This window comes from Gluconacetobacter entanii (genome assembly GCF_003206495.1).
GTDB lineage: Bacteria > Pseudomonadota > Alphaproteobacteria > Acetobacterales > Acetobacteraceae > Novacetimonas > Novacetimonas entanii.
This window is the reverse complement of the sequence record NZ_NKUF01000005.1, coordinates 38,792-55,732: the sequence shown is the minus strand read 5'-3', so window position 1 is coordinate 55,732 and position 16,941 is coordinate 38,792. Positions and strand designations below refer to the sequence as shown.

Genomic DNA, 16,941 nt, shown 5'->3' with positions numbered 1-16,941 from the left:
ACGGACCAGACCGACATGATCGAATCGGCCTGCAAGGTCCTGCAGACCGAGCGCGACGGGCTGGCGCACATGATGGCGGCGCTGCGTCAGGCCCTGGGCCCGGCGCATGAGGGGGTGGCGGCATCGGACCTGGGACATGCGTTCATCCGCACGGTGGAGGCCCTGTCGATGCCCGCGCGGCGCGTCGTGGTGACGGGCATCGGCAAGTCGGGGCATATCGGGCGCAAGATCCAGTCCACGCTGGCCTCCACCGGGACGCCGTCGATCTTCGTCCACCCGGCCGAGGCCTCGCACGGGGATCTCGGCATGCTCCAGCCCGGCGATGCGATCCTTGCGCTGTCCAATTCGGGGGAGACGTCGGAACTTGCGGACATCGTCTCGCACGCACGAAGGTTCGGGCTGCTGCTGATCGCGATGACCGCCCGTGCCGATTCGACACTGGCGCGGGCGGCGGACATCGCGCTGGTCCTGCCCCAGTCGCCGGAGGCCTGCCCCATGGGGCTGGCGCCCACCACCAGTTCGACCATGCAGCTTGCGCTGTGCGACGCTCTGGCGATCGTGCTCCTGACGCAGCGCGGCTTCGGCGCGGATGATTTCGGGATCTTCCACCCCGGCGGCCGCCTTGGCGCGCAGTTGCGCGACGTGCGCCAGTTGATGCATGCCGGGCCGAGCATGCCGCTCGGCTCCCCCGACCTGCCGCTGCGTCAGGTCATCATGGAAATGACGCACAAGGCCTTTGGCTGCATGGGCGTGGTGGGGCCGGATGGCACGCTGGCGGGACTGATTACCGATGGGGACCTGCGCCGCGCGCTGGAACAGGATATCGACGGCACCCGCGCCGCCGACATCATGAACACGAACCCGCAGACCATCCGCCCCGACGTGCTGGCGGTGGACGCGCTGCGGATCATGAACGACCGCCCGCGCCCGATCACCAGCCTGTTCGTGCTGGATGGGGACCGTCGCCCGATCGGCATCCTGCACATCCATGACCTGCTGCGTGCCGGGGTGGCATGAACGACAGGGCGCCAGACGATCCGCCGCAGGATACGGACGCGCGCAGCACGGATGCACGCGAAGGCGGTGTCCAGCGCGAGGATTACGCCCGTTCGGCCGAAGACATAGCCCGCCAGCGCAGCATCTTCGACACCCGCTCCATCCGGCAGCGGCTTCTGCCCAACGAGAACGACCTGGCGCGGCGGCGCGCGATCATGCGCTCGGCCAAATGGGTGCTGCCGCTGACCGCGCTGGTGCTGCTGGGGTCGATCGCAGCGTGGCCCGCCGTGGAACGCGCGGTCATCATGCATCGCGGCACGATGGCGCAGATGTCGCATGTGCGCGTCAAGAGCGGCAGCATGCTCAACGCCACCTATCGCGGGGTGGACGACCATGGCCATCCCTTCATGGTAACGGCGAGCGAGGCGCGACAGATCTCCACCGAACGCATCGACCTGACCACGCCGCAGGCCGATACCCTGCTGGGGCCGGGCAACTGGGTCTATGTCACGGCGCGCAATGGCGTCTATATCCAGCATAGCCAGCTTCTGGACCTGACCCAGGACGTAATGCTTTATCGTAGCGACGGAACCACCATGTACAGCCCAACCGCGGATATCGACATGAAACACGGCGTCATCGTGTCCGACAGCTGGATCCATTCCGAAGGTCCGTTCGGCATCCTGGACACGCAGGGGACGATGCTGCTGATCCGTGACGGCATCATGCAGTTCCGGGGACCGGGGCGCCTGATCCTCAACACCACGCATGGCGGGGCGGCGAACGGGCCCCAGGCCCCGGCGGCGCCCACCATGCCCGGTGGTGGGAAACGCTGATGCGCAGGCATGCCCTCACCTCCGTGCTGCTTGCCGGCGCGGCGCTCTCGACCATCTGCACCGGGCCTGCCACCGCACAGGGACTGGACATGTCGCAGGGCGGGCAGGTCAGCATCACGGCGGCGGGCGGGTTCGACTGGGACCAGAACACGCAGACCGTCACCGCCTATGACCGTGCGCAGGCCGTGCGGGGCAATGTCACGGTCCGCGCGGACCGCCTGATCGCCTATTACCGCAAGAAGACGCCGGGCACGCATCCGTCCTCCCCTGCCGCGTCTGCGTCCGGAAATGTGCCAAAGGCCGCAGCGCAGGCAACCACGCCGCAACCCAAACCACAGCAGCAGCCACAGGCCACGCCCCCCATCGCGGAGGCAGGCCCCCCGCCCGCCCCGGCGCAGGACCCCGACGCGGCCCCGCCCGATGCGTCGATCCAGACGGCGCGCCCGGGGGACAGGAAACATCCGGCCACGAAGCCGTCCCCCGCCGCGGCCCCACCGGCGCAGAAGCAGGCGGCTGTCCCCGCGACACCTCCCGCAAGCTCCCCTGCCGGGCCTGCCGCCGCGTCACCGGGCAACATGCCTGCGGCGACCACCCCACCCACGGCGACGGCCCCTGCTGCACAGCAGACCGCAGGCGCCGACCCGGACGTCGATACCAGCCTTGTGACCCATTCCGACACCCTGCCGGAGGATCTGCCACCGCCCGACCGGCCCGCGTCGCAGTCCATGGGCCATAACAACACCCCCGCCCCCAGCGGCGATGGCACGCCCGGCAATGGCGGCAGCGAGGTCTATCGCCTCGAAGCGGTGGGGCATGTCCACATCTTCACCAATACCGACCAGGCATGGGGCGACCGGGCGGTGTACGACATGGACCAGGCCGTGCTGGTGATGACCGGCACGAACATGAAGATGACCACCCCGCAGGACATCCTGACGGCGCGTGACACGGTGGAATACCATTCGCGCGAACACATGTCCGTCAGCCGTGGCAACGCCACGCTGACCACCAATGACGGCCGGCAGATGCGTGCCGACATCCTGGTGGGATATGACCGGCCCAAGGCCGAACGCACGCCCCATGGCGCAGGGCGTGATCCGGGCGGCGCGGGCGCGATTGAACGCGTCGATGCCTTTGGCCATATCCTGATCCGCACACAAAGCGAGGCGGTGACCGGCGATCGTGGCGTATATGTTCCCGACAGCGGGATCGCGCGGATCGTGGGGAATGTCCATATCTCACGCGGGCTGAACGAGATCAGCGGCGCGTCCGCGATCGTGAACATGCGCACGGGCATCGCCACCCTGACGGATACGCCGGGATCGCGCGTCAGCGGGCTTGTCGTGCCCAACCAGGCCGGAACCGGCAACAAGGGAACCACGAAATGAACACGTCCGACGCCCCCCTGCCCGCAACCGCCGCGCCGGCCACCCCCATCACACCCGACGTCACACCCGCCGGGGGCCTGATCGCCAGTGGCATCGGCAAGAGCTATCGCAAGCGTTCGGTCGTGCGCGACGTCTCGCTGCAGGTGCAGCGTGGCGAGGCGGTGGGCCTGCTTGGCCCCAATGGCGCGGGCAAGACCACCAGCTTTTACATGATCGTGGGGCTGGTGCGTCCCGACATCGGCACCATCACGCTGGACGGCGCGGATATCACGCAATTGCCGATGTATCGCCGCGCACGCATGGGAATCGGCTACCTGCCGCAGGAATCGAGCATCTTTCGCGGCCTGAACGTCGAACAGAACATCATGGCGGCGCTGGAGATCGTCGAACCCGACGCGGACCGGCGGCAGACGATGCTTGACGGGCTTCTGGGCGAATTCGGGATCACGCGCCTGCGCCATTCCCCCTCGCTCGCGCTGTCGGGCGGCGAACGGCGACGCCTGGAAATCGCGCGCGCACTGGCCAGCCAGCCGCATTACATCCTGCTTGACGAACCGCTGGCGGGCATCGACCCCATCGCGGTGGGCGAGATCCGCGACCTTGTCGCCCACCTGAAGGATCGCGGCATCGGCGTGCTGATTACCGACCATAACGTGCGCGAGACGCTCGAAGTGATCGACCGCGCCTATATCATGCATAGCGGCCAGGTCCTGACCGAAGGCCGCCCGGAGGAAATCGTCGCCAACGAGGACGTGCGCCGCGTCTATCTGGGTGAGAAGTTTACACTTTAGTTACAGCGGGTTGCGGACCGGGCGGCGGGTTGCATCGAAAATCGTGCCGCCTTGCATGCAAAGAAGGAATGGACAGGACCGCCCCGGACATGTCTGATGGGGTTTCCGGCCCTGCCCACGGGTGGGCCGGAACTGGTGCAACAGAGTGAACCTGAAGCCAGGGCAGGCCGTGCATGCGGAGCGGGGATTTTCATACCTGATACGATAAATGGCCCATCGCTTTTTCCGTCACTGCACATGGCTTCCTTGGCGAAAACAAGGAGTGGTCCCTTATGCACATCAGCGTTGCTGGCAAGCAGATCGACCTGTCTGACGCCCTGAAATACCGCGTGACCGATCACCTGGACCGCATTTCGGAAAAATACTTCGGACAGGCGATGGAAGCCCGCGTCACCTTCAGCCGGGCGCGTTCGTTCTTTACCTGCGACATCAACCTCCATGCCTCACGCGGGCTGACGCTGCGTGGCGAAGGCGAAGCCGCCGATGCCCATGGGGCGTTCGATGACGCCGCCGAACATATCGCCAAGCGCCTGCGCCGCTATCACCGCAAGGCCACCAATCACGGGCACCTGCGTTCCCGCGCCACGCCTACGGAAAAGGGACGCAGCTACGTCCTGCGTCCCGGTGGGGACATCCCGGCGCGCGAGGACACACGGCAGGCAGCCACCAGTGACGGCCTGGACGAGGACACGGACCCGGCCATAGCAGGGGCCGGCCCCTATGCCACCATCATCGCCGAACGCCCGACCGACATCGCGACGCTGAGTGTTGGGGAGGCGGTCATGCGACTCGATCTCGCGGATACGAAACTGCTGATGTTCCGCAATAGCTGCAGCGAGGAGATCAACGTCATCTACCGCCGTGATGACGGCAATATCGGCTGGCTCGACCCCGCGGGCCGCCTCCAGGCATGAAAAAAGGCCGCCCCGTCATCAGACGGGGCGGCCAGCAGGGCGGGATGCGGCAGGGTTCAGTGAACCAGCGCCGGCACCATTTCATGTTCCAGCACGGCGGTGATCGCCATGTCGCGATCCGGTGTCAGGGCCATGGGTGTGCCATCGGCGGCATGGATGGCGAACGCCTCCTCCCCGTCCACGACGACTTCCTTGATATAGGCCACATATTCCATTCCCAGCGCACGCATCTGGCTGTCGCTCAGTGTATGCACATCCAGCGGCAGGCTGTTGCCCTAGCACGGCACCAGCCGACCGTTACGGAGTGTTGTTCTCAATTGCATGCCCTCCAGCAGCCGGAAAATACCCCCATGAAGGAGGTCATTTTCCGCATTCACATGATAACAGGGATGGGCGGCATTCATCCCTCATTCGTCGTCGATGACCCGCACGACATGCTGCTTGCGCATCCCGGGCACATCGACAACCGGTGCTGCGCGATCGCGGATTGACGGGCCTTTCGCGATCTCGATCTTGCGCACGCGCACTTCGGGCTGTGGCCGGTGCAGTTCGATATGCAGCAGGCCGTTATCCATCCATGCACCGCCGATCTCGATTCCCTCGGCCATGACAAAGGCTTTCTGGAACTGGCGTGCGGCGATGCCACGATGCAGGAACACGCGCCCCTGCCCGTCGTCACCCTGCCGCCCACGGATCACAAGCTGGTTGTCTTCCTGCGTGATGTGCAGGTCTTCCATCATGAACCCCGCCACCGCCAGCGTGATGCGCAGGGTCGTGGGGCTGACCTGTTCTATGTTGTATGGCGGATACCCGTCCGATGCGTTCTTTGACGCCCGTTCCAGCATCTGTTCCAGATGATCAAAACCAAGAAACATGGGGGATCCGAACACTCTTCCCGACACTCAGGCCTCCTCAATTCCAGAGCGAGACGACAATCAGGGGTGGACCCGTCATGGCATCCACCCTGTTTCACGATATGGGACATCCGCGCCGGCGCGCAAGGGAACTGTCCCCCTGCGGCCACAGGCGCGGACAAAAGCGACAGGTCAAAAAATGGGCGGATCCGGTAAAAACACGTCTCTGACCACACGGAACCTCTGGTATCCGGGGCGCAGGATCGCTAAATCGCGAACATGATAGATCAGGATGTCATTGCAACGGCCACGCCGATGCCGATTCTTGTCGCCCCGCAGGCGATCCTCCGTCAGAAAACGCGCCTTGTCCGCCCCGAGGACACCGCCGGACTGCGCGAAGCCATACCGCGCATGTTCGCCGCGATGTACAAGGCCCCCGGCATAGGCCTCGCCGCCCCGCAGGTGGGACTTGGCCTGCGCTTCGCCATCGTCGATGTCGCGGACAAGGACGAGGCGCGCAACCCGATGGTGCTGATCAATCCCGACATCATCGCCGAAACCGAGACCATGTCCATCCGCGAGGAAGGCTGCCTGTCGCTTCCCAACCAGTATGCCGAGGTCGCCCGCCCCGAAAGCGTGCGCGTGCGGTACCAGGATCTGGAGGGCAAGCGTCACGAGATCGAGGTCGATGGCCTGCTTGCCACCTGCATCCAGCACGAGATCGACCATCTGGAGGGGATCCTGTTTGTCGATCACCTCTCGGCGCTCAAGCGCAACATGATCATGCGCCGCCTCGCCAAGGAACAGCGTCTCAAGCACTGACCGGCCCGATCCCCCGCCGCGATGCCCACGCCCCGATGACGTGATGCGCGGCGGCCCCTTTTCCCGCCGCCCATGGTGCCTGCCTGCCGCTGGCATCGCCCGGCGCGCCTTTTCCCCGATGGACCGACATCATGCGCCTTGCCTTCATGGGAACGCCCGACTTCGCCGTACCGGCGCTTCAGGCCCTGCACGCTGCCGGGCATGAAATTGTCGTGGCCTATACGCAGCCCCCCCGTCCCGCAGGCCGGGGCAAGGCGCTGCGCCCGTCACCGGTGCAGGTCGCGGCGGAGGCGCTGGGGATCGAGGTGCGCACGCCGCTGTCGCTGCGTCGCAACGTGGCGGAACATGAATATTTCGCGGCGCTGAAGCTCGACGCGGCAGTGGTCGCGGCCTATGGGCTGATCCTGCCGTCCGTCATGCTCGACGCGCCCACGCACGGGTGCCTGAACATCCATGCCAGCCTGCTGCCACGCTGGCGCGGGGCCGCGCCCATACAGGCGGCGATCCTTGCGGGAGACCGTGAAAGCGGCGTGACCATCATGCAGATGGATGCGGGCCTCGATACCGGCGCGATGCTGGTGGAAGGGCGCGTTGCCCTGACACCCCGCACCACGGCGAGCAGCCTGCATGACGACCTTGCCGCCATGGGCGCGCGCCTGATTGTCGAAACCCTGCGTGATATCCCGCCCCCCCGCCCGCAGCCGGAAGAAGGCGTGACCTATGCCGCGCGCCTGACGCGCGAGGACGGGCGCCTGCACTGGGACAAAACGGCGGAACAACTGGACCGGCAGGTGCGCGCCATGACGCCATGGCCCGGCACCTTCACCCGACTGGCGGGCCAGACGATCAAGATCGGGGCCGTCATGCCGGAACACGTGACTTCCTCGGCAGCCCCCGGCACGGTTGTCGATGACAGGCTGCTGGTGGCGTGCGGGGATGGCACGACCCTGCGGATCACGCGCCTGCAGCGCCCCGGACGCGGCATGATGGAGGCCGACGCCTTCCTGCGCGGACAGGACGTGCCCGTCGGCACCCGTTTCGACCTGCCCCACGCATGAACGACGAGACCGCGCGCCCCGAATGGGGCGGCCTGCCCCCCGGATTTGTCCCCCCACGCGCCGAAGCACCGGCAAACGTGCGCCGCTGGGCGGTCAGGATCGAATATGACGGTCGCGACTTTGTCGGCTGGCAGCGCCAGGCGTCGGGCCTGACCTCGGTCCAGAGCGTGCTGGAGGCTGCGGCCACGCGCCTGACCGGTGGCCGTCCCGTCAGCAGCATCACCGCCGGGCGCACCGATTCCGGCGTGCATGCAACCGGGCAGGTCGCGCACCTCGATTTCCCCGACGACATCCCGCTGAGCAGTGCGGCGGTGCGCGATGCACTGAATTACCACATGAAACCGCATCGCGTGGCCATCCTGATCGCGCGCCCCGTCCTGCCGAACTGGAGCGCGCGTTTTTCCGCCATCCGCCGATCCTACCGCTATCGTATCCTCAACCGCAGCGCCCGCCCCACACTGGACGAAGGGCGCGTGTGGCATGTGCGCCAGCAACTGGATGTGGACCTGATGCGCCAGGCGGCGCAGGCGCTGCTGGGACGGCATGATTTCACCACCTTCCGCGCCTCCGCCTGTCAGGCGAAAAGCCCGATCCGCACCCTCGACCGGATGGAGATCATGCGCGAGGGAGAGGAAATCGTGATCGTGACGGAGGCCCGCGCCTTCCTGCACCATCAGGTGCGCAACATGACCGGCACGCTCAAGATGGTGGGCGAAGGAAGCTGGTCGGTCGAACGGGTGGCGCAGGCGCTTGCCGCCCGTGACCGGCGCGCGGGCGGCCCAACGGCCCCTGCGGACGGGCTTTACCTGACCGGCGTGGGCTACCCCGAAGACCCGTTCGCGAAATAATCCTGAAAGCAACAGAAAGTTTTTGGTGAAGCTTTTTTCAAAAAGCTTCAGAGAAACGCCGCCTTCTTGAAAAAAGCGGCGCCCCAAAACCTTCCTTTACCAGCCCTTAGTGGCTGGTCCCAGACGAAGCCCCGGGAAGCGCCATGAAATCGTGCCACGGCATGTAATGCGGCGGCAGCAGCGCGGTCACCACCGCCAGAAGCGTCAGGCTGACCAGCACGGCCCCAACCATCAGCACCGCACGCCCACCACCCAGCGCAAGCCCGACGCGCGCGATGAACCATGTCATCCACAGGCTGTAGGCGAAGCCGACACCGTTGATGATCAGGCCACCATATGTCGTCTCCAGCAGCGCGGGTGAACCCAGCGCCATCAGCAGCGCAACCGCCAGCATGACAAACGGCGACAGCCAGTCGGTCCACCATGCCGCCGCGATATAGCGGCACCACAGCCCGGAACGATGCCAGCGCTGCGCCAGCGCATAGGTCACCACCGCAGGCAGCAGGATCATGCACAGCGAAAACAGCCAGCGCGTGACGCTGGTGGCGTCGGGCGCGTGCGCCATCGTCAGCAGGCCGCCGACCAGCCACAGTGCGATGCGCGGCGCAAGCGCCGTCAGGACCGCATCGCGGGTATTGCCGAAATATGCGAGCCCCGCGACCCGCCCGCGTCCAAGCAGCAGCATCCCACGCAGGATATTGCCAAACCCGCCGGGCTGGGGCGTCATGCCGTCATCCGCCATCAGGCCATCAGCCTTTCCAGAAACATGTCATAGATCCGTGCCAGTTGCGTCAGGTCGGCCACCGGCACATGTTCATCCGCCTTGTGCATGCTGGCCCCGACCAGGCCGAATTCGGCCACAGGGCAGTAACGGCTGATAAACCGGGCATCGGATGTCCCGCCCCCGGTATCAAGGCGCGGCACATGGCCGGTCACCCCGGCCACCGCATCGCGCAGGGCATCCACCCCGGCCGTCGGCTGCGTCAGGAACGATTCCCCGCTGATGCGGATATGGACATCCGCCCCCGGCGCATGCCGCGCGCAGACGGTGCGTATCCACCCCGAAAGGTCCGCCCCCGTATGCAGGTCGTTGAAACGGATGTTCAGCCGCGCGCATGCCGTGGCAGGGATGACATTGGTTGCGGTATTGCCGACATCGATGCTGGTCACCTGCAGGCTCGACGGTTCGAACCACTCGCTGCCGGTATCCAGCGGTGCCGCCGTCAGTTCGTGCAGGATGGCAAGCAGCCGGTGGACCGGGTTGTCCGCCCGGTGGGGATAGGCCACATGCCCCTGCACGCCCGTGACCGTAATCGTGGCATTCAGGCTGCCACGACGCCCGATCTTGATGACCTCGCCCATCTGCTGCGGGTTCGTCGGTTCCCCCACCACACAGAAATCGGGGATCTGCCCCTGTGCCTCCATCCATTCCAGCACGCGCACGGTGCCGTTGGTGGCGGGGCCTTCCTCATCCCCGGTGATCAGCAGGCTGATCGAACCGGGCACGCGGCCGTCGTGCCGCGCAAGGTAGCAGCGCACGGCAGCGACAAAGGCGGCGATCCCGCCCTTCATGTCGCACGCCCCACGCCCATACAGCAGGCCGTCATGGACCTGCGCGCCGAACGGGTCGCTGCGCCATGCAGCATCGCCCACCGGGACGACATCGGTATGCCCGGCAAAACAGACATGCGGATGCCCCGTGCCCAGGCGGGCGAACAGGTTGGGGGTGCGTGCACGCCCCTCCCCGAACGTCAGGGGCGTGACCGCAAAGCCCATCTGCCGCAGGACAGTGGCGAGCACATCGATCGCGCACCCGTCATCCGGCGTGACCGAGGGACAGCGGATCAGGTCGCGGGCCAGCGCAAGCACACCCCCGGCATCCTCCTGCGCCACGGGATCGTGTGTCCCGTGGGGTGCGTTGCCGGTGGGTGTCTCGCTCATGACCGGTCCGCCCTTCAGCCGCGCAGCAGCTCGTTGATGGAGGTTTTCGACCGTGTGCGTTCATCCACACGCTTGACGATCACCGCACAGTCGAGCGACGGCAGCGGCCTGCCCTCGGCCGAGGTCGGCTGGCGCGGCGGCAGGGTGCCGGGCACCACGACGGAATAGGCCGGGACGCGGCCCATGAATACCTCGCCCGTCGCACGATCGACGATCTTGGTCGAGGCGCCAAGGAACACGCCCATCGACAGTACGCTGCCACGTTCGACCACGACGCCTTCGGCCACCTCGGAACGCGCGCCGATGAAGCAGTTGTCCTCGATGATGACCGGGGCGGCCTGCAGCGGTTCCAGAACGCCGCCGATGCCCACGCCACCGCTGATATGGCAGTTCTTGCCGATCTGCGCGCAACTGCCGATCGTCACCCACGTATCGACCATCGTGCCGCTGTCCACATAGGCACCTGCATTGACGAAGCTGGGCATCAGGACCACGCCCGGCGCGATATGGGCCGAACGGCGCACGACGGCACCCGGCACGGCGCGAAAGCCTGCGCGCACGAACTCTGCTTCGTTCCAGCCAGTGAATTTCAACGGCACCTTGTCGAACGCCGGCGCGCCAGCGCCACCACCAAGAACAAGGTGGTTGTCATTAAGGCGGAAGGACAGCAGCACCGCCTTCTTCAGCCATTCATTGACAACCCAGCCGTCCGCGCCCGGCGTCGCCACGCGCAGGCGACCGGTATCAAGTGCGGACAGCGCGGCCTCCACCGGCGCGCGTTCCGCGTTGCCGGATGTGGGGGACAGCGTCTCACGCCGTTCCCACAGGGCCTCGATCTGGCTCTGGAGGGCTGTATCAGTCATGAATTCCAAATCCTGTTCCGGACAGCATCGCCGCCCCTGTGTCTCAGGGTGCGCGCGACGGCATGAAATGGGGCGATCGCGGACCATGCGGGGGATGGCCGCCCCTGTCAACGCATTCCCCGGTTCTCGAAGCCAGAGGCGGCCGCCGCCTCATCCCGCGCGAATGATCGTGCCCAGCCCTGCTTCGGTAAACAGTTCCAGCAGGCAGGCATGCGGCACGCGGCCATCAAGGATCACGGCGGCCTTCGCCCCGGCCTTCACGGCGGCAAGGCAGGTCTCGACCTTCGGGATCATCCCGCCCGAGATCATGCCGCTTGCGATGCCACGGCGGGCATCCTCTGCCGTCAGTTCGGGGATGAGGTTGCCGTTTTCATCGAGGACGCCCGGCACGTCCGTCAGCATCAGCAGGCGGCTGGCATTGACCGCGCCCGCGATGGCGCCAGCCGCCGTGTCGGCATTGATGTTGTAGGTCTCCCCGTTCTCGCCACTGCCGACAGGGGCGATGACAGGGATCAGTCCCGATCCCGACAGGGCGTAGATCACGCGCGGGTCGATGCGCGTGGGTTCCCCCACGAAACCAAGGTCGAGCAGGCGGTCCGTCTCCACCCCGTTTTCACGGGCGCGGCGTTCCAGCCTGCGCGCGGAAATCAAGCCGCCATCCATGCCCGAAATCCCCACCGCCAGCGCGCCGGCACGGTTGATCAGGCCCGCGACCTGCTTGTTCACCTTGCCCGCCAGCACCATCTCGATCACGTCGATCATCGCCGCATCGGTCACGCGCAGGCCGTCGATGAAGGTCGATTCAATCTGCAGGCGCTTGAGCATCGCGCTGATCTGCGGGCCGCCGCCATGGACGATGACGGGATTGATCCCCACCTGCTTGAGGAGCGCGACATCATGACCGAACGCATCCGACAGCGAGGTATCGACCATCGCGCTGCCGCCATATTTCACGACAAGCGTATCCCCGGCATAGCGTCGCAGGTACGGCAACGCCCGCGCCAGAACATCTGCCCGTTCGCGGGCATCCTGACTGCCCGGTCCTGTTAACGTCATCCGATCGTGCCTCAATCCATCAAACACTGTGCGGCCATGACCCTTATCACAGCCGGACCCTTCATGCCCGCGCGGGGGGCGGATATGCAAGCCGCGCAAGTTCCGCGCGCAGTTCAACGATGCCTTCGCCGTTCGTGCTGCTTGTCGCAAGGACGGTGGGATAGGCTGCGGCGTGGCTTGCCGCGATCTCGCGCGTTTCACGCAGTTTCGCCGCCAGCACGGGGGGCTTCGGGACATCGCATTTCGTCAGCACGATCTGGAACGTGACCGCCGCGCGATCGAGCAGCTTCATGATCTGGCGGTCATTTTCCTTGATCTCCACCCGCGAATCCAGCAGCAGCACCACGCGCTTCAGCGTCGGGCGCCCGCGCAGGAACGAGAACATCATCCCCTGCCAGTCTTCCTTGACCGCCTTGGCCGCCTTGGCAAAGCCATAGCCGGGCATGTCCACCAGCGTCAGGCGCCCTGCAAGTTCAAAGAAATTCAACTGTTTCGTGCGTCCCGGCTCGGACGAGGCACGCGCCAGCGTCCGCCGCCCCGTCAGGGCGTTGACCAGGCTGGACTTCCCCACGTTGGAACGTCCGGCAAACGCGACCTCCGGCAGCAGCGGGTCAGGCAACTGCCCCAGCTTCTGCGCGCCGAACACGAACTGGCATTCCCCGGCGAACAGCAACCGTCCGGCCTCGCGGTCGCGCTCGATTTCCTCGGGCGTCGGGGCCTGGGGGGTGAAATCAACCATTGCCGCCTGTCTTATCCCCGTTCGGGCCGTTGCCCTGGTCCCCGTTATTCCCGCCCGTCTTGCCATCGCCTGCGGAGGGATTGGCGAGGGCGGCCTTCTGCTGCTCCCTGGCCTTCTTGTTCTTCTGGTTCTTGCCCTTGCGCGGCGACGTATAGGTCGCAGGCGCGCCGCCTGCGTCCGTCGTCGCGTCCGGTTTCGTCGCGCTCGTGGCGTCGCCTTGCGTCCCGGCGGGTTTGTCCGCATCGGTTTCGGGCGCCTGCGGGATTTCCCTTATCACGGTGCCTTCGATCTGCTTGCCCTTGCCTTCGGCCTTGCCCTTGGCGGACGCCGCGTTCTGCACCGCCTGCGCCTGCCGCTCAAGCATGCCCTGCAGCTTCTTTGCAAAGAAGCCCGGCTTTTCCGGCTGCGACGTCTTCACCACGGGGTTCTTCGCTTCGGCATTGACGCGACGCTGGATCAGGGCCTGCTGCGCCATCGTCAGCAGGTTGTTCCAGCAGTAATAGATCACCAGTCCCGACGGCTGGCGCGCCATGAAGAAGGTGAACAGGATCGGCATCAACTGGAACATCTTCTGCTGCGCCGGGTCGGCGGCAGGTGCGGGGTTGATCTTCTGCTGCGCGAACATGGTCAGGCCAAAGGCGATCGGCCACAGCCCAAGCTGGAAGAAGGTCGAGATATGCGTCGGGTCCCACGGGATCAGCCCGAACAGGGTAAAGATGTTCGTCGGGTCGGCCGCCGAAAGGTCATGGATCCAGCCGAAGAACGGCGCATGACGCATCTCGATCGTGACGAACAGCACCTTGTACAGGCACCAGAACACCGGGATCTGCAGCAGCATCGGCAGGCAGCCGCTGGCGGGGTTGACCTTTTCTTCCTTGTACAGCGCGATCATGTGCTGGTTCAGCGCCATCTGGTCGTCTTTGTAACGCTCCCGCATGGCTTTGACCTTGGGCTGAAGCTGGCGCATCTTGCCCATGGAGCGGAACTGCTTGGTCGCCAGCGGGAAGAATAGCCCCTTGACCACCAGCGTGAAGGCCATCAGCGCAAGGCCGAAATTCCCCAGAAGCGTATTCAGCCAGTCCAGCACGGTGAAGATGGGATGCGTCAGGAACGCGAACCATCCGAAATCCACCGCCTTCCAGAAGGAGGGGATGTGGAGGCTCGCCTCATATTTCTCCAGCAGCGGCACTTCCTTCGCACCGGCGAAGACATGGCTTTCGGTCACGCCGTCACCGCCGGGGGCGATCACTTCGGGCGTGCGGGCGGTAAAGCCGACCTGATAGACGCCCTCATGCCCCGGTTCCGGCCCGTAGCCATAGCTGCCGGTGACCAGCGAATCCTGCTGCGGGATCACGGCCGTCAGCCAGTATTTGTCGGTAATGCCGCTCCAGCCGCCCGTGCCGGGCTTGTTCCACGACAGGTTGCCCGGCGGCACCGCGCCATTGCGCACGGATTTGTAGGAGCTTTCATCCAGACGCCCGTCAATGACGGAAATCGGTCCTTCATGCACCAGGTATCCCCCCGTCTCCACGGGGGTATAGCCACGATCGACACGCGAATAGGGGTAGAGCGACACCGCCTCCGCCCCGTGGTTGTGTACCTTCTGCGTGACGGAGAACATGTAGTTCTGGTCGATCGCGACGACGAGTTCGAAGACCTGCCCATGCCCGTTATCCCATGTCAGGGTGACGGGCTGGTCCTGCGTCAGGGTGGACTGGTCCGCGCTCCAGACCGTGTTGGCGTCGGGCACGCGCACCTGCCCGCCCGCAATGTTGAGCCAGCCGACCTCCACCATGTTCGACTGCGAATCCTGCCGCGGATCGAGGATACGGACCAGCGGACTGCCGGGCTTGACCGTCTCGTGATAGTCCTTGAGCACGAGGTCATCCAGACGCGCGCCACGCAGGTCGATCGACCCGCTGACCCGTCCGGTATCAATCGCAAGGCGCGGGTCGTTCTTCGCCTCCACCGCGGCGGACCTGTCCTCCGCCGGGGCAGGCGAAGCCGTGGCAGGCGTATCCTGCCCGGCGCTGGCCGCGGGTTGTGTGACCGCCTTGTGGTCCGGATGCGGTACCAGATACTGGAAACCGACCAGAACCATGGCAGACATCGCCACCGCCACAATTAAACGCTTGATATCCATCAGCGACCAGCCAGACTCTCGTTATTCAGGTTTGTGGATGCAGCAGCAGGAGCGACCGTCATGGTGCGTGTCCGGCACCGGGTCATATCCCCCCGCATTCCAGGGATTGCAGCGCATGATACGCCAAAGCGACATAAGACCGCCACGCCACGCACCATGGCGCGCCAGCGCATCGCGGGCATAATGGCTGCATGACGGGGTAAAGCGGCAGTTCGCGCCAATCACGGGCCGGACCAGCAACTGGTAGGCACGGATCATTGCGCGCATCGCTGCGACAGCAGGACCCCGTGAAACCGGACCGGGGGAAGGAATGTTCACGCGTCCCCCACGACCCCGGCCTTTTTCAATGCCTTGCGATAGTCAGTGAGCAGCGCGGCAAATTTACGATCGATTGTGGCGCTACGGCCAATCACCACAAGATCGACGCCACTGAGTGGCAGTTCCCGCCCGACCTGACGGACCACCTCGCGCAGGCGCCTGCGTACACGATTGCGGACCACCGAGTTCCCGACCTTCTTCGTCACGGTGAAACCATGACGCGCCGAATCGTCATCATCACGATGCAACGCCTGCACAACCATGCCGGACACCGGGGCCTTGCGGCCTTTTGCCGCCACCTTCAGGAATTCAGCACGTTTCTTGAGACGTATCGACCGGTCGGCCACGTTCAGCAGCCCCTGTTAATGCAGAGTGTCATTCCGGGACAGACCGTCCCGGAACGTAAGACCAGGGCAATTAAGCGGAAAGACGCTTGCGGCCCTTGGTGCGACGGTTCGCAACCACCTTGCGGCCACCGACGGTTTCCATGCGGGAACGAAAGCCGTGACGGCGCTTGCGGACCAGCTTCGAGGGTTGATACGTGCGCTTCACGACGGCACTCCCAGATTGACTGTAACAGGTTACGGATGAATATCGGGGGTGCAGGCAATTTCCCTGCACATCCCCAAGGCGGGCCTTATACTGCCCGTTATTCCCAGCGTCAATGCGCAACGCGCGTTACATGATCGCGCAATGCACCATACCGCCACATCACAGCACGGACATGCCCATGCCACCGACCCCGCACACCACCCCGGATACCACGCCAGACACCGCAGACGTGGCGGGGATACGCAGGCACCTGCATGACATCCGGGGCATCCTGTCACCCGCCCTGATGCAGGCGGACGTACTGTCGGCGCACCCTGACGCGAAAGTGCGCGCGGGCGCGGATGTCATCATACAGGCGATAGAGGCCACGGTCGGCAGGCTCGACCTCATGCGGCGCACCTGCCTGCCCGCAAAGGAAAAGGACTAGCGGCGTTCGATCAGTTCGACCTTGTAGCCATCGGGATCCTCGACAAAGGCGATGACGGTGGTGCCGAATTTCACCGGCCCCGCCTCCCGCGTGACCTTGCCGCCGCCTGCGCGGACCCGTTCCACCATGGCGGCGACATCCTCCACCCCCACGGCAAAGTGGCCGAATCCGGTGCCGACGTCATATCCCTCGTCCTGGCCCCAGTTATAGGTCAGTTCGATTTCCGCCTGCCCAGCCGCGTTGTCGCCGTAGCCGATGAAGACAAGCGTATATTTGCCCTCCGGTACCTCGCGCCGACGCAGTTCATGCATCCCCAGCAGCCTGTAGAAGGCGATGCTGGCCTCCAGGTTACGGACGCGGACCATTGTATGCAGGTAACTGCCCATGACGTTTTC

At 65.3% G+C, this 16,941-nt stretch carries 21 protein-coding genes and 1 pseudogene; 9 read left to right on the top strand and 13 right to left on the bottom strand.

Annotated elements, in window-relative coordinates:
* The first annotated feature begins 15 nt into the window (after positions 1–15).
* From CFR72_RS03895 to hpf, 5 genes are all read left to right on the top strand, one after another.
* Positions 16–1,017 (top strand): KpsF/GutQ family sugar-phosphate isomerase, encoded by a 1,002-nt coding sequence (locus tag CFR72_RS03895; protein ID WP_208629957.1) that lies wholly within the window; start codon positions 16–18, stop codon positions 1,015–1,017.
* A complete protein-coding gene (gene lptC, locus CFR72_RS03890) occupies positions 1,014–1,832 on the top strand; it encodes an LPS export ABC transporter periplasmic protein LptC (RefSeq protein ID WP_244182162.1) in 819 nt (272 codons plus the stop codon). The genes CFR72_RS03895 and lptC overlap by 4 nt, the downstream gene beginning before the upstream one ends.
* A complete protein-coding gene (locus CFR72_RS03885) occupies positions 1,832–3,220 on the top strand; it encodes a hypothetical protein (RefSeq protein ID WP_110912734.1) in 1,389 nt (462 codons plus the stop codon). Before lptC ends, CFR72_RS03885 begins: the two co-directional genes overlap by 1 nt.
* A complete protein-coding gene (gene lptB, locus CFR72_RS03880) occupies positions 3,217–4,011 on the top strand; it encodes an LPS export ABC transporter ATP-binding protein (protein ID WP_233045074.1) in 795 nt (264 codons plus the stop codon). The genes CFR72_RS03885 and lptB overlap by 4 nt, the downstream gene beginning before the upstream one ends.
* 272 nt (positions 4,012–4,283) lie before the next feature.
* Positions 4,284–4,925 (top strand): ribosome hibernation-promoting factor, HPF/YfiA family, encoded by a 642-nt coding sequence (gene hpf, locus CFR72_RS03875; protein WP_110912733.1) that lies wholly within the window; start codon positions 4,284–4,286, stop codon positions 4,923–4,925.
* Positions 4,926–4,981: 56 nt separating this feature from the next.
* Here hpf and CFR72_RS03870 read toward each other — a convergent pair whose 3' ends face one another.
* Both CFR72_RS03870 and CFR72_RS03865 read right to left on the bottom strand, forming a co-directional pair.
* A complete protein-coding gene (locus CFR72_RS03870; RefSeq protein ID WP_244182161.1) occupies positions 4,982–5,179 on the bottom strand; it encodes a DUF1150 family protein in 198 nt (65 codons plus the stop codon).
* A gap of 153 nt (positions 5,180–5,332) precedes the next feature.
* Positions 5,333–5,800 (bottom strand): Hsp20 family protein, encoded by a 468-nt coding sequence (locus CFR72_RS03865; protein ID WP_180999862.1) that lies wholly within the window; start codon positions 5,798–5,800, stop codon positions 5,333–5,335.
* 258 nt (positions 5,801–6,058) lie between these two features.
* On the opposite strand from CFR72_RS03865, the gene def reads away from it, so the two are divergent.
* Complete coding sequence (def, locus tag CFR72_RS03860; protein WP_110912731.1) at positions 6,059–6,601, top strand: peptide deformylase; 543 nt, start codon at positions 6,059–6,061, stop codon at positions 6,599–6,601.
* On the opposite strand, the gene CFR72_RS17460 is transcribed toward def, so the two are convergent.
* Positions 6,591–6,734, bottom strand: a complete 144-nt coding sequence (locus CFR72_RS17460) for a hypothetical protein (RefSeq protein WP_167400295.1) — start codon at positions 6,732–6,734, stop codon at positions 6,591–6,593. The two genes, def and CFR72_RS17460, sit on opposite strands and share 11 nt — an antisense overlap.
* Here CFR72_RS17460 and fmt point away from each other — a divergent pair.
* A complete protein-coding gene (gene fmt / locus CFR72_RS03855; RefSeq protein ID WP_110912730.1) occupies positions 6,733–7,659 on the top strand; it encodes a methionyl-tRNA formyltransferase in 927 nt (308 codons plus the stop codon). The genes CFR72_RS17460 and fmt overlap by 2 nt on opposite strands.
* On the top strand, positions 7,656–8,507 hold the full coding sequence (gene truA, locus CFR72_RS03850) for a tRNA pseudouridine(38-40) synthase TruA (RefSeq protein WP_233045072.1): 852 nt from the start codon (positions 7,656–7,658) through the stop codon (positions 8,505–8,507). The genes fmt and truA overlap by 4 nt, the downstream gene beginning before the upstream one ends.
* A 106-nt stretch (positions 8,508–8,613) precedes the next feature.
* Here truA and CFR72_RS03845 read toward each other — a convergent pair whose 3' ends face one another.
* The 9 genes and pseudogenes from CFR72_RS03845 to rpmH all read right to left on the bottom strand — a co-directional run bounded on the left by CFR72_RS03845 (position 8,614) and on the right by rpmH (position 16,119).
* Positions 8,614–9,249, bottom strand: coding sequence for a hypothetical protein (locus CFR72_RS03845; RefSeq protein ID WP_167400294.1), 636 nt, complete (start codon positions 9,247–9,249; stop codon positions 8,614–8,616).
* Positions 9,249–10,448: a succinyl-diaminopimelate desuccinylase gene (dapE, locus tag CFR72_RS03840; RefSeq protein WP_110912729.1), complete on the bottom strand. Its 1,200-nt coding sequence runs from the start codon at positions 10,446–10,448 to the stop codon at positions 9,249–9,251. Before dapE ends, CFR72_RS03845 begins: the two co-directional genes overlap by 1 nt.
* Before the next feature lie 14 nt (positions 10,449–10,462).
* On the bottom strand, positions 10,463–11,311 hold the full coding sequence (gene dapD / locus CFR72_RS03835; protein WP_110912779.1) for a 2,3,4,5-tetrahydropyridine-2,6-dicarboxylate N-succinyltransferase: 849 nt from the start codon (positions 11,309–11,311) through the stop codon (positions 10,463–10,465).
* A gap of 150 nt (positions 11,312–11,461) precedes the next feature.
* Positions 11,462–12,367 carry an acetylglutamate kinase gene (argB, locus tag CFR72_RS03830; protein ID WP_110912728.1) on the bottom strand — a complete coding sequence of 302 codons (906 nt, stop codon included), beginning with the start codon at positions 12,365–12,367 and terminating at the stop codon, positions 11,462–11,464.
* A gap of 61 nt (positions 12,368–12,428) precedes the next feature.
* The gene (gene yihA, locus CFR72_RS03825) at positions 12,429–13,106 is read right to left on the bottom strand and encodes a ribosome biogenesis GTP-binding protein YihA/YsxC (RefSeq protein WP_110912727.1); all 678 of its coding nucleotides are present in this window, start codon (positions 13,104–13,106) and stop codon (positions 12,429–12,431) included.
* Between the two features lie 391 nt (positions 13,107–13,497).
* Positions 13,498–15,249: pseudogene (gene yidC / locus CFR72_RS03820) on the bottom strand (membrane protein insertase YidC); the annotation flags it as partial.
* Between the two features lie 21 nt (positions 15,250–15,270).
* The gene (gene yidD, locus CFR72_RS03815; protein WP_110912725.1) at positions 15,271–15,516 is read right to left on the bottom strand and encodes a membrane protein insertion efficiency factor YidD; all 246 of its coding nucleotides are present in this window, start codon (positions 15,514–15,516) and stop codon (positions 15,271–15,273) included.
* 47 nt (positions 15,517–15,563) lie between these two features.
* Entirely contained in the window at positions 15,564–15,914 is a 351-nt protein-coding gene (gene rnpA, locus CFR72_RS03810) for a ribonuclease P protein component (RefSeq protein ID WP_110912724.1), read from the bottom strand.
* 70 nt (positions 15,915–15,984) lie between these two features.
* Positions 15,985–16,119, bottom strand: coding sequence for a 50S ribosomal protein L34 (gene rpmH / locus CFR72_RS03805; RefSeq protein ID WP_010507731.1), 135 nt, complete (start codon positions 16,117–16,119; stop codon positions 15,985–15,987).
* A gap of 178 nt (positions 16,120–16,297) precedes the next feature.
* On the opposite strand from rpmH, the gene CFR72_RS03800 reads away from it, so the two are divergent.
* Entirely contained in the window at positions 16,298–16,546 is a 249-nt protein-coding gene (locus tag CFR72_RS03800; RefSeq protein WP_233045067.1) for a hypothetical protein, read from the top strand.
* On the opposite strand, the gene gloA is transcribed toward CFR72_RS03800, so the two are convergent.
* Entirely contained in the window at positions 16,543–16,932 is a 390-nt protein-coding gene (gloA, locus tag CFR72_RS03795) for a lactoylglutathione lyase (RefSeq protein ID WP_110912723.1), read from the bottom strand. The two genes, CFR72_RS03800 and gloA, sit on opposite strands and share 4 nt — an antisense overlap.
* Between the last annotated feature and the right edge of the window lie 9 nt (positions 16,933–16,941).

Bases quoted from the DNA above. Each gene is read 5' to 3' on its own strand.
- lptB (WP_233045074.1), top strand. From the start codon at position 3,217: ATGAACACGTCCGACGCCCCCCTGCCCGCAACCGCCGCGCCGGCCACC.
- CFR72_RS03895 (WP_208629957.1), top strand. From the start codon at position 16: ATGATCGAATCGGCCTGCAAGGTCCTGCAGACCGAGCGCGACGGGCTG.
- hpf (WP_110912733.1), top strand. From the start codon at position 4,284: ATGCACATCAGCGTTGCTGGCAAGCAGATCGACCTGTCTGACGCCCTG.
- gloA (WP_110912723.1), bottom strand. From the start codon at position 16,932: ATGGGCAGTTACCTGCATACAATGGTCCGCGTCCGTAACCTGGAGGCC.
- def (WP_110912731.1), top strand. From the start codon at position 6,059: ATGATAGATCAGGATGTCATTGCAACGGCCACGCCGATGCCGATTCTT.
- CFR72_RS03845 (WP_167400294.1), bottom strand. From the start codon at position 9,249: ATGGCGGATGACGGCATGACGCCCCAGCCCGGCGGGTTTGGCAATATC.
- lptC (WP_244182162.1), top strand. From the start codon at position 1,014: ATGAACGACAGGGCGCCAGACGATCCGCCGCAGGATACGGACGCGCGC.
- CFR72_RS03865 (WP_180999862.1), bottom strand. From the start codon at position 5,800: ATGTTTCTTGGTTTTGATCATCTGGAACAGATGCTGGAACGGGCGTCA.
- yidD (WP_110912725.1), bottom strand. From the start codon at position 15,516: ATGCGCGCAATGATCCGTGCCTACCAGTTGCTGGTCCGGCCCGTGATT.
- CFR72_RS03885 (WP_110912734.1), top strand. From the start codon at position 1,832: ATGCGCAGGCATGCCCTCACCTCCGTGCTGCTTGCCGGCGCGGCGCTC.
- CFR72_RS03800 (WP_233045067.1), top strand. From the start codon at position 16,298: ATGCCACCGACCCCGCACACCACCCCGGATACCACGCCAGACACCGCA.
- yihA (WP_110912727.1), bottom strand. From the start codon at position 13,106: ATGGTTGATTTCACCCCCCAGGCCCCGACGCCCGAGGAAATCGAGCGC.
- argB (WP_110912728.1), bottom strand. From the start codon at position 12,367: ATGACGTTAACAGGACCGGGCAGTCAGGATGCCCGCGAACGGGCAGAT.
- dapD (WP_110912779.1), bottom strand. From the start codon at position 11,311: ATGACTGATACAGCCCTCCAGAGCCAGATCGAGGCCCTGTGGGAACGG.
- truA (WP_233045072.1), top strand. From the start codon at position 7,656: ATGAACGACGAGACCGCGCGCCCCGAATGGGGCGGCCTGCCCCCCGGA.
- CFR72_RS17460 (WP_167400295.1), bottom strand. From the start codon at position 6,734: ATGATGTCGGTCCATCGGGGAAAAGGCGCGCCGGGCGATGCCAGCGGC.
- fmt (WP_110912730.1), top strand. From the start codon at position 6,733: ATGCGCCTTGCCTTCATGGGAACGCCCGACTTCGCCGTACCGGCGCTT.
- dapE (WP_110912729.1), bottom strand. From the start codon at position 10,448: ATGAGCGAGACACCCACCGGCAACGCACCCCACGGGACACACGATCCC.